The sequence below is a fragment of the Paenibacillus sp. S28 genome, from assembly GCF_016624415.1.
Classification (GTDB): Bacteria; Bacillota; Bacilli; order Paenibacillales; family Paenibacillaceae; genus Paenibacillus_AQ; species Paenibacillus_AQ favisporus.
Map to the genome: position 1 here is coordinate 946,000 of NZ_JACVTM010000001.1, position 15,038 is coordinate 961,037.

Sequence of the window (15,038 nt, forward strand, 5' to 3'; positions counted from 1 at the left end):
AATTCACTCCAATTTATTCACTAGGGCTAACTCTGACCTTGACCTGGAGTCAGCTCCAGCGTTTACAATAAGGGGGAAAGGCGGTGACTTTCTATGTATAACATTCGGGAAGCTTCCACAATGACTGGATTTAGTCTGGACACACTACGTTATTATGAAAAAATGGGACTGATCCAACCAGCTTCGCGTGGAACGGGTGGTGTCAGGAGCTATAGCGATGCAAATGTCCACCAAATTTTATCGATCAAATGCTTAAAACAGAGCGGTTTGTCGCTGGAAGACATTAAGGATTTTATTGCCGACGGGCAGTGTTTCAGAAACAAGGAAGCTCTGGACGATGAAGAGATGAAGTTAATCCAAAGCCGGATGTCTATTCTAGCGGCTCAATTGGACCGGTTGGAGGAGCAGCGGCAGGCGCTGGACCAAACGATCGCGGAGGCACGGACCAAATTGGACTATTACGAAAAGCTTATGCAATCTTAACGAGGAAAAAAATGATTAAAGTAATTCCAAACTCGTGGAGCCAGGACATCTTGAAAGAAAGTGTGCCTTGGTCATCCGCGCAATAAATGGTTAACATAATATATATTACGTAACCATTACCTTTATTGTGTCCCGGTAGAGATTCAATGTAATGCAAAAAAAGCTTGTTTGGTTCGTATCGGTGTTTGTGCTGGTGGTGGTGTTAGTGATTACATATCTTGATTGTGGTCTTTTTTGGCTTGGTTTCGCGCCACTTTGATCCGGTTTCCGCAAATCTTCATGGAGCACCATTTCCGTCGTCCCGAACGGTCAACATAGAGCAGGACGCATTCAGGATTGGAACACCGATGAAGAAACGCTAATTCACCAGCTTCCAGCAGCCGGAGCGCGTCCAGGGCGACCAGGGACAGGATCGCATCGATGTCAGACCCCAGCGGAACGGGAACGAGTCTTCCGTCCAGGAAGTGATAGGACAATGGAGCCTTGGCAATGCACCATTCCATGATGCGGATCCATGAGCGGGTAACCTCTTGGCCGTCAGCCAGCCGCTCGTACATGTCTCTGACGACAATCCGAAATTCTTTAACTTTATTCAGCGCTTCTTTCGTAATCTCCGATGATGCATGCTGAAGTGAAGGCAGATTAGGCAGACTTTCCTTCATATGTAGTGCTTCAAGCCAAGAGGTTAGATCATCCGGACGGATCAGTAGATCATGGCGGATGCCTCTGCGAACCAGCTCGGTATTGACCAAATCCAGTGAAGGATGACCAGAGAGCAGTGGAAACGAACCTGTATTATTTAACGTCATGAAATATCCTCCGACTGACATTCTTTTTAACTAACCTAATAATAATGGATTGACAGGTTAATGGAAAGTACATATCATACTAACCATAATAACTTATTTTTTGCGGTTAGTTCATATCGTGAGGTGGAGTCCATGTCTAATATCATTAAACCCCCGTTTAACCATGAGTCGGCGCTTGCCAAGGTAAAAGCTGCCGAGAACGCCTGGAATACAAAAAATCCGGATCTGGTGGCGATGGCTTATTCTCCCGATTCGGAGTGGAGGAATCGCACCGAGTTTTTTAAGGGAAGGGAGGCCATCCGGGATTTTTTGAAACGAAAATGGGAGAAAGAACTGGATTACAAGCTCATGAAGGAGCTGTGGTGTTACACGGACAATCGCATTTCGGTGCGTTTCGAGTATGAATGGCGGGACGCTGACACGGGACAGTGGATGAGAACGCATGGGAATGAGCATTGGGAGTTTGATGAAGAAGGGCTGATGCGAAGACGGGATATGAGCGGCAACGATTATCCGATCCAGGAATCGGACCGCAGGTACAGATAATTCTCGTTACAAGCAGCAAGGGCGCCAACCGAGTGGATGGACGCCCTTGCATAAGTATTCATGTCATTTATAAGTTAACGATTCAGCTCAGTAATATGAAGTGAAATCGAGTTTTCGTCAGAGCTTTCCAGTGCTTTTCTGTTCAGCAGCAGGTCTTGCAGGTAGGAAGATATTTTGGAGTCCAGTTCTGTGATAATGAGCGATTTCATGGTTTCAATGTCCTCATGTGCACAAAAGGTGTGGTTCGAAATCAGCCCGTTCGCGTATGCCTTGGTATCGTCTTGGATCACACCGAGCTTTTCTTTATACACTCTCTTGACGTTGGCATCTTCTGATTTAATTTCGTAATAACGCCCGGTTTCCTTCAGGAGCTTCCATTCCTTGACGCAAACGACAAGTTGATCCTTATGCACAATGCCGGACACCTTAAATAAACGGATCGAGTTATTCATGTAGTTAATTACTTCCTTCTTCCTGTATGATCATGTTTTCATGCAGCCTCAGAATGGCCGCTATACATATTATCACCCCTTGATATTGGAAGCAAATGCTAATTATTGGCTTGCCATGTCAGTGGACGATTCGAAAAAAGCCGCCAGGCCTTTAGTGGAGGACCTTGCGGCAGGTTGGTATGCAGATGAAAAATATTTTAGACGGATTATGGAATCAACGATCCCTGGTGTAACGTCGGCGAGCTTAACAGCTCCATCCATTTTTTGATGGCCGTGATTAAAATAATAACGCCCAAGATCAGCATAATGATCGAAAGCACACCATTGAGAACGTTATATCCCGAAGCTTGCGGATTCAAGTACACATGACGTACCATCCAATATCCTGCGTAGTTCACCGTGACATATAGATACGCAAGCGGAATGATGCACGTCAGAGCGTAGATCGGCTTATCGGCGATTTTCAAAATAACGGTTGCTCCGATAATCAAGCCGATGGAAGCCATGAGCTGATTGGAGACGCCGAACAAGGCCCAAACCGAGCTGATATCACCGGAAAAGAGCAAGTATCCCCACATGAAGCAGGCGAGTGCACTCGCAAAAATATTGCCGGGCAGCCAATCGGTCCGCTTCAGCGGCTTATAGAGCTCGCCGAAAAAGTCCTGGATCAGATAACGGGAGACGCGAGTCCCGGAATCGATCGCTGTCAGTATGAACACCGCCTCAAACATGATGACGAACTGGAAAAAGAACGGTGCCAGATGGCTGAACCACGGAATTTTTGTGAAAATATACGACATGCCGACCGCAAGCGTGACCGCTCCACCGGTTCGGCCTTCCAGATCCATTCCGATTTCCTTGCTGAGCTGCGGAAGGTTTTCCACATGCATCCCAAGCGTCTGGAACACGGCCGGGGCGGAATTGATGGCGAAATAGTCGGCTGGATGCAGCGCTGTAGCGGCGATCAGCGCCATGATGCCGACCACGCACTCGACGAGCATCGCTCCGAAGCCGATGACCTTGATGTCGGTCCATTGGTTGATCATTTTTGGCGTCGTGCCGGAGCCGACGAACGCATGAAAACCGGAAATGGCACCGCAGGCGATCGTAATCGAAATGAAAGGCCAGACAGGACCTGCAATAACAGGACCCCCGCCTCCGGCAAATTCGGTAAAAGCCGGGAAGCGGATCACCGGGTTAATGACAAACACACCGGCAATAAGGGCAACAAACACACCGATTTTCATAAAGCTGCTCAGATAGTCCCGGGGAGCGAGCAGAAGCCATACCGGCAGCGCCGCTGCAAAGAAAGCGTAAATCGGCAAAATCACGGCCAGCGTCTTGGCATCCAGCGTCAGCCATTGGGCGATGGCCGTTTCCTGAATATAAGGACCGGCAAATACGCCGATCATAAGCAGAATAAATCCTGCGGTGGTCGCGGTCTTCAGCTTGCCGGTTTTTTTGTAATACAGGCCGACGCCCATGGCGATCGGAATCGTAATGCCGACGGCGAAAGTTCCCCAAGGATTGTTTTCGAGGGCATGGAGCACGACCATGGACAGGCCCGCCATCGTAATAATGATGATGAACAGCATGGCCAGCCCCGTGCAAAAGCCGGCGACCGGTCCAAGCTCTTCCTTTGCAACTTCGGACAGCGACTTGCCTTGCTTGCGCATGGACGCGTACAGGACGACCGCGTCATGAACCGCACCGCCGATGACGGCTCCGATCAGCAGCCACAAGAGGCCTGGCAAGTAACCGAACTGGGCGGCCAGGATCGGCCCGACCAGCGGCCCCGCGGCGGCAATCGCGGCGAAGTGATGGCCGAAGGTGACCCATTTGTTCGTCGGTACGTAGTCCTTGCCGTCCTCAAGGGCATGGGCCGGCGTAGGCGTGCTGTTGCTGAGCTTCAGCACCTTGGCGGCCATGAACGTCCCATATAGGCGGTAGGCGATCATGAGAATGCAGATGGATGCTATGACGATTGTAACCGCATTCATTTTTGGAGTTCCTCCTTTATTCACACCCCGCTTGTAACGGGTGAAGAGATTTTATCCGTACTATACCTGATGAAAACCGATTCAAGGTGTTTTCAGGCCGAAAAGTCGGGAGGAAAGGATGAACGGCCAAAAGAAGGCGGTGAATGGCAGGCAGATGTATTCCGGGTGAGCCCCCACAGGATAAGCCAGACAGGAAAGGGACTGCCGGCCATCTGCCACCGGTAAAGGAATGATCACAGATAGACGGTAGATTGTTGATTCTCAGCTACAATCCGAGCTGCTGCTTCAGTTCCTTGGTGAAGGATCGGCTGACGGGAACCTTGGATTCGTCTTTCATGACGAGAATACAGGCAGAGTTGAACCACGGCTGAATTTCGGTGACCGCGTTCAAGTTCGCCAGGTACGACCGGTGCACCCGGACGACGGAAGTTCCGGCCAGCCGGCGCTCCAGATTGACCAGCGGCTCGTTCAGCTTGTAACGGTCGCCTGTCGTGACCAGCTCGCTCTTGCCGTCCTCGGAACCCACATAGACGATGTTGTCGATATCAATAAGCAGTATCCGCTCTTCCGCGCTGACCGCCAGCTTGCCTGTACGATCAGGTCCCAGCGGAGGAGAAGGGGCTGCTCTTTTCTCTCGGGCGGTGCGGAGCTTCATGACTTTGTCGACGGTTTTCCGCACCCGTTCTTCCTCGAACGGCTTCAAAATATAGTCCAGAGCATTGACTTCAAAAGCCTGCAGCGCATACTCATCGTAAGCCGTGGCAAAGACGATATCTGGAACCTGCTCCAGAACTGAGAGCTGCTTGGCCAGTTCCATGCCGTTATCCTCCGCCAGCTGGATGTCAAGAAACACGACGTCCGGCGCCATCTCCGCAATCGATTGCAGCGCCGTCTCCAGCGAATCGGCCTCTCCGACAATATGAACCTGTCTGGTACGCCCGAGCAGATAAGCCAGTTCGTCCCGGGCGAGCGGCTCATCGTCAACAATGAATCCTTTAAGCATGCATTTCCCTCCTACGTGCAAGATGCAAAGGCAGCGTAATCACGACTCGGGTTCCAGGGGTACGGGCATCGCTTTCGATATGGAACGAGCCCTCGCTGCCGTAGATCTCCGTGATCCGCTTACGGATATTATGCAGCGCCGTGCCTGTACCGTCTTCCGAATGAACGGCCTGCTCACCAATCCGGTCCAGCAGCTCCGGCGGGATACCTTTGCCGTTATCTGCCGTGACAATTATGACTTCATGGCCTTTCTGGCTCGCGGCAATACATACGCTCCCTTTATGGTGAGGACCGAGTCCATGGAAGGCATGGCGCACGGCATTTTCGACCAAGGGCTGCAGCGTAAACGGCGGTATCTCCAAATCCGCCAGTTCCGGCTCGATATCGAATGTCATCTCGAATTTATCAGGGAAGCGTGCCTTCTCCAACGTCAAGTAGGCTTCCACATGCCTCAGCTCCTGGCTGAGCGGGATCAGGATCTGCCGTGCGCCATGAAGGTTGCTGCGGAAAAAGACTCCGAGCTGAATGAGCAGCTCCCGTGCTTTGTCCGGATCGGTCCGGCACAGCGCTGAAATTGTATTGATCGCGTTAAACAGAAAATGGGGATGCACCTGCGCCTGGAGCGCTTTGACTTCGGCATCCTTCAGCAGCCTGCTCTGCATCTCCGCCTCGGCCAACTCAAGCTGCGTGGAGAACAAGCGGCCAAGGCCTTCCGCCATTTCCCGCTGCACACGGTCCAGCCGGTCCGGGTTCGTATAATAAAGCTTCAGCGTCCCGACAGTGCCGCTCCGCACCTGCAGCGGAAGCACGATCGCAGCCTGCAGGCTGCAGCCATCATGGAAGCATTGAATGTCTTCCTTCGATGTCGCAACAGACATCCGTCCCTGTTCCAGAACGGACCGGGTAAGCTGAGTCGCAAGGCTGTGGAGCGGGACATGATGGTCCGAGCCGGCACCTACATGCGTGAGCACCTGCTCCCGATCCGTAATCGAGATCGCATCCGCATCGGTGGCATCCAGAATGACGCTTGCCGCTTCCCGGCACGATGCCGGGTTCAAGCCCTGACGGAAAAAGGGCAGCGTCCGGTCGGCAATATGAAGCACCTGGTTGGTCTGCAGGGCGCGAGTCCGCTCCTCCTCCTGCAGGATAGACTGAATGATCAGCATAAACATCAGGGTGCCGAATCCGTTCATGACGATCATCGGCAGGGCGATGACCGAAACCAATTGAACTGCGGCGTCGAAAGGGCGGGCTATCAGCAAAATAATCCCCATCTGTACGCATTCCATCAAGATTCCGATAGCAACCGCACGCCATGGCGCGCCGGGATCGGACCTCCGGAACCGCCTGCCGATCCAGCCGGTGACCAAACCTGCGAGTATGGTAGATATAGAGCAGGCGGCAGCCGTATATCCGCCAAGCGTCAGCCGATGGAGACCAGCGATCAGCCCGGCCCCAAGTCCGACCAGCGGTCCGCCAAGCAAACCGCCGATGGCCACGCCCATAATCCGCGTATTGGCCAGTGCACTGTCAACCTGCACGCCGGCCTGCCAGACTTCGGAGCCGATGGCACCTCCATGAATTTCTACACCGGTATAGTTACTGATCATGCCGAACACGCCGAAAATGACGATCAGCAGCAGCTTCGCGGGAAGCCGATCCTCATGATGCAGCGTCTGGCGGAACGACGTCATCCTGGACAGCAGAAAGGCGACGATTATCAGGATGCCGACCCTTTCCAGCATAAGAGGCAATAAATAGAACATGTCAGCATCATCCTCCGCAATCGTTCGTTGTTCGTTGATTTACCCGCGGAGCTAGTATAATCGGAAATTGCAGCGTTTTCAATCGGTGCTGTTTCGACAGATAACCTCAATCATTTAACGGCATGAACGACATAGAGGGACATCAGCGGATGTCGAACCTATGAACATTTTGCGATTACCCAAGAAATAATTTGATCGTTCGGAGTGCGGATTTCCCGTTTGGGTAGAGCTTCATTAGGGAGGGCTTCATCATCTCATTTGCCACCGCTTAAGCGAAGAAGAACATGAAGCCTAGGCGGCATATGGAGTAGTCAGGGCAACCAGCAAGCGCAACATCTCACCGTACTTCACCGTCTGACCTAAATGAGGCTAGCTTAAGTTTGAAGCTTACCGGAATTCCCCTAAAGTCGTCCAAGACATTTGTACACTAGGGGCGTTTGTTAATGTGTGTGAACCAGTGGCATCATGAATCCAGCCTGCTCCAGCTGCAGAGAGAACGAATCCCAATACAATATCGTGAGAACTCCAAGTGATCTTTGGCATACAAGATGATGTTTGTATCCATCATTCCGGAAGCACCATTGGCTGTGTAGATCACCAGATGCTCAGCGTCCACAGCAACAGGCCAACGGCTTAGCTCGGCCCAGCGTTCGAAGGTCATCAGCAGAAACCCGGTTGTATCGATGAACCACGGTCGGCGAATGACCGGTTTCCAGGGAAATGAATGGTATGGGGGAGAACATTAATTCCGCGTACATAGACATGACGAGCGAAGATTATGTAAGATCATACATAGAAGGGCAGTGCCGGTTCATACATTTCTTCGGAGCTAGGATGGCGACGGATACAAGAAAGCATCAAGGAAGAAGTGTTCCGTAAGATAGTAGGCACCCGGACCTTGCCGGGGCTCTGCCGAAAACATGTTTCAATACCTCCTCTTTACGTTTCATACAAGTCAAATTATAATTTTGAAAAAGGCGAAGGGAAAGGTGAAAGCTACAAGAATATTTTTCACCTTTTCATAGCAAAGGAGGGGAATTCATATGGACGTTGTCCATTACTACAATAAACTGAATCAACACTTTGCTTCCGAGCCCCGAGGCTCCTCGATCCAGGTGACGATGCAGGAGCTGGAGGACATATGGGAATGCACCCGGCGAAATGCACAGCTGCTCGTGCAGAAAATGAAGGAACTGGGGCTTATAGATTGGCAGAGCGGATTGGGCCGGGGCAATACGTCGCGGCTCGTTCTGGTTGCCGATGCACAGGAGCTGCTACTGGACAAAGCCAAAGAACTCGCTTTAAAAGGGTATGTCGGCGAGGCGTTCGGGCTGCTGCATGCGCATACGGACCCCCTGGCCGAATCCCAATTTTCCGATTGGCTGGCCGGGCAGTTTGGTGCGCAGAAGGCTTCCGACCATAAGGACATTCTCCGTTTCCCGTTTTACCGGCCGGTGCCTGATCTCGAGCCGCTGTTCGTCATTCGCCGCACAGAGACCCACCTGATTCGACAGATTTTGAACACGCTGGTGGAGTTCGACACGACCGGTCATGTGATCAAGCCGGGGCTCGCCCATTACTGGGAATCGGATCACGGGTACACCGAATGGACCTTTTATTTGCGTAAAGGAGTTCTGTTTCATCACGGGAAGGTAATGAAAGCCGAAGATGTTCAATTTACGTTCCAGCGCTTCGGGCAGCTGAATCCGCCGGACTGGTTCATGGCGAATGTGGAAAGGGTGGAGGTCCTCAGCGATACCAGCGTACGTTTTCACCTAAGCGAACCTAACGCCCTGTTTCTGCATCTACTAGCTTCGGAACGCTTCTCCATCGTCCCTAAGGATCTGGACCGCATTGCGGCGACCCGGGATATACGGCGGATGCCGGTAGGTACAGGCCCATTTGTCATAAAGGAGAACAGCGATAACGGCATGATCCTCGAAGCGAACGAGCGATATTTCCAGGGCCGGCCGATGATGGACCGCATCGAGATTTGGGTTTGGCCGAACTATTTGGAGCATCTGAAGCCCGACAGACTTCAGGAACGTGACACGCAGGTGCTCTATTTTGAACCGACAGGTAAGAAGAAAACGGGCACTTTGCTGACCCGGCTCGAAGAAGGCAGTACCTATCTGACTTTTAATCTGTCGAGGGACGGAATACTTCATGACATGAAGCTTCGGGAGGCAATCCATTTAGCTATTAACCGCGAACAGATGGTCAAGGAGCTGGGAGGAAGGAGAGAACAGCCCTCCTCGGGCTTTAATCCGTATGACCATGACGAGGCGTACGGGCGGGGCGGGGAATTGATGCTCGCGAGAACCTGCCTGGCCGAATCCGCCTACCGTGGAGAAATGCTGACCCTGTACACTTACGAAATGACCAGTAACGAGCTGGATAGCGAATGGATCCGTCGGGCCTGCGAAGACATCGGGGTGAAGGTGGAAGTCCATGTGATGCCGATCCGTGAGCTTACGAATCCTGTGGTCCTGAAACAAGCGGATATGATTTATGCCGGAGAGGTACTTGGTAACGAACCGTCCGTGTCTTTGATCGAAATGTACCGCTGCCATCACGGATATATCCGCAACCACTTGGACGAAGCCGCGAGGAATGGGGTGGACCGGGCGCTCTCCGAAGTCATGGCGGAACCGGATTACACGGTAAGAAGGATTTTGCTGAGGCGGATTGAAGATCAGTTAAAGAGAGACCATCATCTGTTATTTATGTACCACAGCATCCACATCGTCGGACATGATCAATCCCTGGGAGGCATTACTCTGGATACCTGGGGTAAAATCAACTACAAGGATGTGTGGGTCAAGCGCTGAGATTGCAGGAGCATGCAAAGAGGGACAGGCGTCAATGCATGAAGAGGACCCTTTTTCAAGGCTGGCAGGGGCCATTTGTCCCCATACTTCCGTCTGACATACAGTCTATAAGGGATGTGTTATCGTAAGGCTACCGTTTCTACAATTACAGATGAAAAGGACAGGGATCACTGATGGATATCGGATTTATGGACAGCATCGTGTATTTTCATACGAATCCGAGCGACAAGGATCAGAAGGAGGGTTTATTTCTATCCCACTCCCACCCATCCGCCGAAATTACCCTCCTCATCAGGGGAGAGGGTTATTATGCCGCTGGGGAACAGAACGTTGAAGCACATCCGGGGGATTTGCTGTTCATTCCGCCGGATCTGAAGCACAGCTACGTCTGTGTCAAAGCCTGGGAAGGCTATTCGCTGCATATCTATGATCAGAACCTTCCGCCTTACTGCCAGTACTTATTGTCGCATGCGTTTTCGCAGCGTCCGGGTCCGATCCTGAAAGCGTCTTTGACCCCTGGCGCCGCGGAGCGCGCGTTAGCCGGCATGCGCCAAATTGAGGAAGAATGCAGGCGGGAAGAAAAGACCGAATATTCCTATGATCTGCTGCGCAACGCGCTGGAGACGCTGCTGCTGGCTTACCATACGGGAACCTGCGACCAATCGGCTGAATCCTCCTCGGAGCATCCTGAAGAGCAAATGATTCAGGACGCGCTGAAGGAAATTCACCAGAATTACCATACATCGCTGAAGGTGTCGGATCTAGCGGCGAACCACTATTTGTCGGAAAGCATTTTCCGCAAAAAGTTTGCCGACCGCATCGGTATGTCACCTAAACAGTACATTATCTCCTTGCGGATTGACGAAGCCAAGCGGCTGCTGCACACCTCGCGCAAGCCCGTTGAATTTATCGCCTCCGAAGTCGGCTTCAGCTCGTCCAGCCGTTTTCATGACTTGTTCGTCAAGCATGTGGGCATGACGCCGATGGAATGGAGGCGCAGCGGGGAAAGTTAATGCTGTGAATAACTCGGGAAGGTCCTTGTACAAAGGGCCTTTTTGCTGTTAGCAGGGGCTGTGCCATCCGTTTGCCGGCATCTGGTAAAGAATGAATATAAAAGTTTTCGACCGTCGAAAACGAAACGATTCTATACATTTTCGGGAGAGTATGTAAGCGTTTTTATGAACTTGATTCTGAAATCGTTCGCTATAATAGGGAATACTCCAGGAGCCAATCTTCTGGAGAAGATAACCTAGACGGGGGGAACTGCATGAACCTCTTGAGCGGACGCAAAAGATTATCAGGCCTTTGTTTAAGCATTGTGCTCGGAGCCGTAATGATCGTCTCAGGCTGCGGCACCTCAGCTCCCGGCCTGGTGGACCGGCTCAGCGCCGGAGAAGTGAAAGATATGCAGCAGCCGGTACCGGATGCGCAGATCAAGTACAACAAGGACAAGATTTTCCACGTCTTGGGCGGATGGCCCAAGCCCCCGCTGTACCAAGGCAACCCGTTCGGCTCCGGAGGAACCGGGGATACGAACAACCGCTACATGTTTGAAGGCCTCTTCTTCTTTATCCGGTCAATGAACAATGTGTACAACCGGCTGGCGGAATCCTCCGAGGATACCGAGCAAACGACGACCGTACATCTGCATCAGAACGTAAAGTGGCATGACGGCGCCCCTTTTACCAGTAAAGATGTATGGGCGTACTACCGGCTGAACAACGGGGCCGAAGTGACGAAGTATTTGACTTCGATCGAAACCCCTGATGACTACACCGTTGTTTTTCACTGGATGAACCCTGCGCCGTATCCCGAACTCAGAAAGCTGCTCCTCGCCCAGGATCTCCAGGGCCAAATCCCTTACCACATCTACAAGAAATACGTGGATAAGGCCGACGCTTTGCTGAAAGAAGCGAAACCGCTTACAGACAAATCCAAGGACGGACCGTTCAACTTGGATATTACGGATGAGCTCAGCAAAAAAATCGCCCTGAACTGGAATGAATTCACCCGTGCGGGCCCGAAAATTCCGGTCGGCACCGGACCGTATAAGTTTGAAAAAGTGACGACGACCGATATGCTGTTGGATAAGTTTGAAGATTACTGGAGACCCGATGCGGTCCATTTTGACAAGATCTGGATCAAAAACGTGCCGGAGCTCTCGGCCCAATACGCTCTTGTCAAGGCAGGCAAGCTCGACTGGTACGACGGCACCCCGCCGAAGGACATCCTGGAATCGCTGCTGAAGCAGAACAAAGATCTGGTTCACTACCGGATGTATGATCCGGCGAGCGTGGGGCTGATGTACAACATCCGCAACAAGCCGTTTGACAACCTCAAATTCCGGCAGGCGCTGACCTATGTGCTGGATAAGAAAAAGCTGCGTGAAATCGGCAACTTTTACGGCCAAGAATACCCGAAAATATCGATGACGGGCATCATGCCTTCGTCACTCGAAAAAGAAGTCGACAAATCCGTCCTTGATCAGATGACCGATTATACGACGAACCTGGAAAAGGCGGCCGAGCTGCTGAAGGAAATCGGCTGGACCAAAGGATCCGACGGTTTATGGCGCGATCCTGACGGTAAGGTGCCTTCCTTCATCATCGGAGCGCCGAACAACTGGGCACCAGGCGTGAACTCGGCGCAGATCGCCGCGGAGCAGTTCACCAAATTCGGCATTCCGACGAAGCTGAAGGCTGTGGACAGCACCATCTACTTCTCCAACGCCGACAAAGGACAATACGATATGTCCATGGACTGGGTTGACGTGTCCTGGGGCTTCCAGAATCCGTGGAGCTCGATGCGGGTGCTGTTCTGGCAGGGAACGAAAACGAAGGTCGGCTTCCCGAACGTGAAGAAGAAGGACGCGGACGGCAACGAAGTCGATACTGGCAAACTCGATCTGAAGCTGAAGGGCATTGACGGGAAAGTGTACGATATCGACAAGGAGATGAAACGGTTCCCTTATGTTCAGGACGAACAGGAGCGCCGCAAAATCATCGACAACCTGGCCTGGATCGCCAACGAAAACTGCTGGGGCGTGAACTTCTTCCAGAACGCCACAGGCGCCTGGCTGAATACCAAAACAATGTCCGGGAACTTCCCGATGATGGACCAAATCATTCAATACAACCGGGATATGCCGCTCGCTACCGATCCGGATGAGCAGCTGGCCATCACCCACCTGAACCACGGCTTCAACTCAACGTACATGCCGGAAGAGTATTGGCCGAGATAACGGCCGCACAAGCCGGATAAACACTTGGAGGTGACAGGAATGAGCCTGAAAGGGGTCTTAAAAAGAATCGGTGTTTCCCTGATCACGGTCTTCCTCGCGATGCTGCTTACGTTTTTCCTGCTGCGGATGACGCCCGGCAGTGCGATCGATACGTGGGCGAGGGATTTTGCCACTCAGCGCGGGATGAGTCTCGAGGAAGCGTACCGCCAGATTACGGCCATGATCAATTATAATCCGAAGGAGCCGATCTTCACCCAGCTGGGACGGTACCTGGGAGGACTGCTGCACGGCAATCTGGGCATGTCCATGATCTATCAGAACGTTTCGGTGAACGAAATTATCGCCAACGCGCTGCCATGGACGCTGTTTGTGCTCAGCGTGTCGCTCGTTATCAGCTTCTTGATCGGCATTAACCTTGGCGCCATGATGGCGTTCAAGCGCAAGACGGTCCTGGATCCGATCATCTCGATCTATGCGATCCTGACGTCCTCGGTGCCTAACTTTATCGTCGGCATCCTGCTGCTTGTTATTTTTGCCTTTCAATTCGGCTGGTTCCCGGTCAACGGGGCTTATGACCCGATCGTGGAGCCCGGCTTCAACCTTCCGTTCATCCTAAACGTTCTGTATCACGGCGCGCTGCCGATTCTGACCTACGTCATTACGACGATTGGCACATGGGCGCTGACGATGAAGGGGAGCGCGGTCAATGTGCTGGGTGAGGATTATATCGTCGCCGCCAGCATCCGCGGGGTCTCCGAACGGACGCTGATGAGCCGTTACGTCAAGCGCAACGCCATGCTGCCGCTGATTACGACGCTGGCCGTCAATTTCGGCTTTATGCTCGGCGGATCGCCGCTGATCGAAAATGTGTTCAGTTATCCCGGTATGGGCTATTACATCGGGCAGGCAACACAGCAGCGCGACTATACTTTGATGCAGGGCTTGCTGCTCGTGACCAGCATCGCGGTCATTCTGGCCAACCTGGCCTCGGACCTCATTTATGCCAAGCTGGATCCGCGCGTCAAGCTGGAGGAGGGCTGACGGATGAGTCAAGGATTTATCGATTTCTGGCAGACGATGTACCGCAATAAGAAAGCGTTCTCAGGTATGATCATCCTGGCAATCTTCATCTTTATGGCCATCTTCGGGCCCATGATGGCCTCGCTGGACATGACCGTCAACTTCGACGGCCGGTATAAGAGCCCGTCCTTCGCCCACTGGCTTGGCACCGACTACGGCGGCAGGGATACATTCCTGCAGCTGGTATACGGTTCACGGGACGTGCTGTCGATCGGGCTGTTCGCCGCCCTGTTTACGCTGGTGCTCGGATTCGTGATTGGGGCGGTATCCGGCTTTGTCGGAGGCAAAACAGACACGGTGCTGATGTTCATCACCAACCTATTTCTGACCGTTCCGAGCTTTCCCGTGCTGATGATCGTCGCCGCGCTCGTGCAAATCAAGAATCCGATCATGTTCTCCTTTATACTGGCGGCATGGTCATGGGCGCCGCTCGCAAGGGCAATTCGGTCCCAGCTGCTGTCGTTGAAAAACCGCGAATTTATTATCGCCTGCCGGATTATGGGCCTGAAAACGCCCTATATCTTGTTCCGGGAGATTCTTCCGAACCTGACGCCGTATCTGGCGATCAACTTTATTATGGCGGCCCAAGGGGCCATCGTTGCCAGCGTCGGTCTGATGATGCTCGGTCTTGCTCCATATTCCCCGACCAACTGGGGGATGATGATCCAGCTGGCCGTACAGAACACCGGCGGCATCTTCAACCCCAAAGGCTATATCTATCTGATCTCGCCGATCATGTGCCTGGGGCTGTTCCAAATGGCCTGCATCTTTTTCAGCAACGGGCTGGAAGAGGCGCTGAATCCGAGACTGAGATCGTAAGGGCCGGCG

General features: G+C 52.5%; 12 protein-coding genes. 7 read left to right on the plus strand and 5 right to left on the minus strand.

Annotation, left to right across the window (positions count from 1 at the left end; translation table 11 throughout):
* Positions 1 to 93 precede the first annotated feature (93 nt).
* Entirely contained in the window at positions 94 to 483 is a 390-nt protein-coding gene (locus IAE55_RS03980) for a MerR family transcriptional regulator (protein WP_105442876.1), read from the plus strand.
* A 209-nt stretch (positions 484 to 692) separates the two neighbouring features.
* Here the strand turns inward: IAE55_RS03980 and IAE55_RS03985 are convergent, their stop codons facing one another.
* Positions 693 to 1,292, minus strand: a complete 600-nt coding sequence (locus tag IAE55_RS03985) for a CGNR zinc finger domain-containing protein (RefSeq protein ID WP_200630986.1) — start codon at positions 1,290 to 1,292, stop codon at positions 693 to 695.
* 132 nt (positions 1,293 to 1,424) lie between these two features.
* Here IAE55_RS03985 and IAE55_RS03990 point away from each other — a divergent pair, with 132 nt between their 5' ends.
* Entirely contained in the window at positions 1,425 to 1,838 is a 414-nt protein-coding gene (locus IAE55_RS03990) for a nuclear transport factor 2 family protein (protein WP_200630987.1), read from the plus strand.
* A 74-nt stretch (positions 1,839 to 1,912) separates the two neighbouring features.
* On the opposite strand, the gene IAE55_RS03995 is transcribed toward IAE55_RS03990, so the two are convergent.
* From IAE55_RS03995 to IAE55_RS04010, 4 genes are all read right to left on the minus strand, one after another.
* Entirely contained in the window at positions 1,913 to 2,290 is a 378-nt protein-coding gene (locus tag IAE55_RS03995) for a hypothetical protein (protein WP_116230386.1), read from the minus strand.
* 206 nt (positions 2,291 to 2,496) lie between these two features.
* Complete coding sequence (cstA, locus tag IAE55_RS04000) at positions 2,497 to 4,290, minus strand: carbon starvation CstA family protein (protein ID WP_200630988.1); 1,794 nt, start codon at positions 4,288 to 4,290, stop codon at positions 2,497 to 2,499.
* Between the two features lie 265 nt (positions 4,291 to 4,555).
* Complete coding sequence (locus IAE55_RS04005) at positions 4,556 to 5,293, minus strand: LytR/AlgR family response regulator transcription factor (protein ID WP_200630990.1); 738 nt, start codon at positions 5,291 to 5,293, stop codon at positions 4,556 to 4,558.
* Positions 5,286 to 7,058, minus strand: a complete 1,773-nt coding sequence (locus tag IAE55_RS04010; RefSeq protein ID WP_200630991.1) for a sensor histidine kinase — start codon at positions 7,056 to 7,058, stop codon at positions 5,286 to 5,288. The genes IAE55_RS04005 and IAE55_RS04010 overlap by 8 nt, the downstream gene beginning before the upstream one ends.
* A 1,043-nt stretch (positions 7,059 to 8,101) precedes the next feature.
* Here IAE55_RS04010 and IAE55_RS04015 point away from each other — a divergent pair.
* The 5 genes from IAE55_RS04015 (at position 8,102) to IAE55_RS04035 (ending at position 15,029) form a co-directional block, all read left to right on the plus strand.
* Positions 8,102 to 9,889 (plus strand): ABC transporter substrate-binding protein, encoded by a 1,788-nt coding sequence (locus IAE55_RS04015; protein ID WP_145164353.1) that lies wholly within the window; start codon positions 8,102 to 8,104, stop codon positions 9,887 to 9,889.
* A gap of 173 nt (positions 9,890 to 10,062) precedes the next feature.
* Positions 10,063 to 10,902 (plus strand): AraC family transcriptional regulator, encoded by an 840-nt coding sequence (locus IAE55_RS04020; protein WP_145164355.1) that lies wholly within the window; start codon positions 10,063 to 10,065, stop codon positions 10,900 to 10,902.
* Between the two features lie 254 nt (positions 10,903 to 11,156).
* Complete coding sequence (locus tag IAE55_RS04025; RefSeq protein WP_145164357.1) at positions 11,157 to 13,130, plus strand: ABC transporter substrate-binding protein; 1,974 nt, start codon at positions 11,157 to 11,159, stop codon at positions 13,128 to 13,130.
* A gap of 39 nt (positions 13,131 to 13,169) precedes the next feature.
* On the plus strand, positions 13,170 to 14,171 hold the full coding sequence (locus IAE55_RS04030; protein WP_076165307.1) for an ABC transporter permease: 1,002 nt from the start codon (positions 13,170 to 13,172) through the stop codon (positions 14,169 to 14,171).
* A gap of 3 nt (positions 14,172 to 14,174) precedes the next feature.
* A complete protein-coding gene (locus IAE55_RS04035; RefSeq protein WP_145164359.1) occupies positions 14,175 to 15,029 on the plus strand; it encodes an ABC transporter permease in 855 nt (284 codons plus the stop codon).
* Positions 15,030 to 15,038: the final 9 nt, after the last annotated feature.

Excerpts from the sequence above, each read along its gene's own strand:
- IAE55_RS04015 (WP_145164353.1), top strand. The coding sequence starts at position 8,102 with ATGGACGTTGTCCATTACTACAATAAACTGAATCAACACTTTGCTTCC.
- IAE55_RS04020 (WP_145164355.1), top strand. The coding sequence starts at position 10,063 with ATGGATATCGGATTTATGGACAGCATCGTGTATTTTCATACGAATCCG.
- IAE55_RS03995 (WP_116230386.1), bottom strand. The coding sequence starts at position 2,290 with ATGAATAACTCGATCCGTTTATTTAAGGTGTCCGGCATTGTGCATAAG.
- IAE55_RS04030 (WP_076165307.1), top strand. The coding sequence starts at position 13,170 with ATGAGCCTGAAAGGGGTCTTAAAAAGAATCGGTGTTTCCCTGATCACG.
- IAE55_RS04035 (WP_145164359.1), top strand. The coding sequence starts at position 14,175 with ATGAGTCAAGGATTTATCGATTTCTGGCAGACGATGTACCGCAATAAG.
- IAE55_RS04025 (WP_145164357.1), top strand. The coding sequence starts at position 11,157 with ATGAACCTCTTGAGCGGACGCAAAAGATTATCAGGCCTTTGTTTAAGC.
- IAE55_RS03980 (WP_105442876.1), top strand. The coding sequence starts at position 94 with ATGTATAACATTCGGGAAGCTTCCACAATGACTGGATTTAGTCTGGAC.
- IAE55_RS03985 (WP_200630986.1), bottom strand. The coding sequence starts at position 1,292 with ATGACGTTAAATAATACAGGTTCGTTTCCACTGCTCTCTGGTCATCCT.
- IAE55_RS03990 (WP_200630987.1), top strand. The coding sequence starts at position 1,425 with ATGTCTAATATCATTAAACCCCCGTTTAACCATGAGTCGGCGCTTGCC.
- IAE55_RS04010 (WP_200630991.1), bottom strand. The coding sequence starts at position 7,058 with ATGTTCTATTTATTGCCTCTTATGCTGGAAAGGGTCGGCATCCTGATA.
- cstA (WP_200630988.1), bottom strand. The coding sequence starts at position 4,290 with ATGAATGCGGTTACAATCGTCATAGCATCCATCTGCATTCTCATGATC.
- IAE55_RS04005 (WP_200630990.1), bottom strand. The coding sequence starts at position 5,293 with ATGCTTAAAGGATTCATTGTTGACGATGAGCCGCTCGCCCGGGACGAA.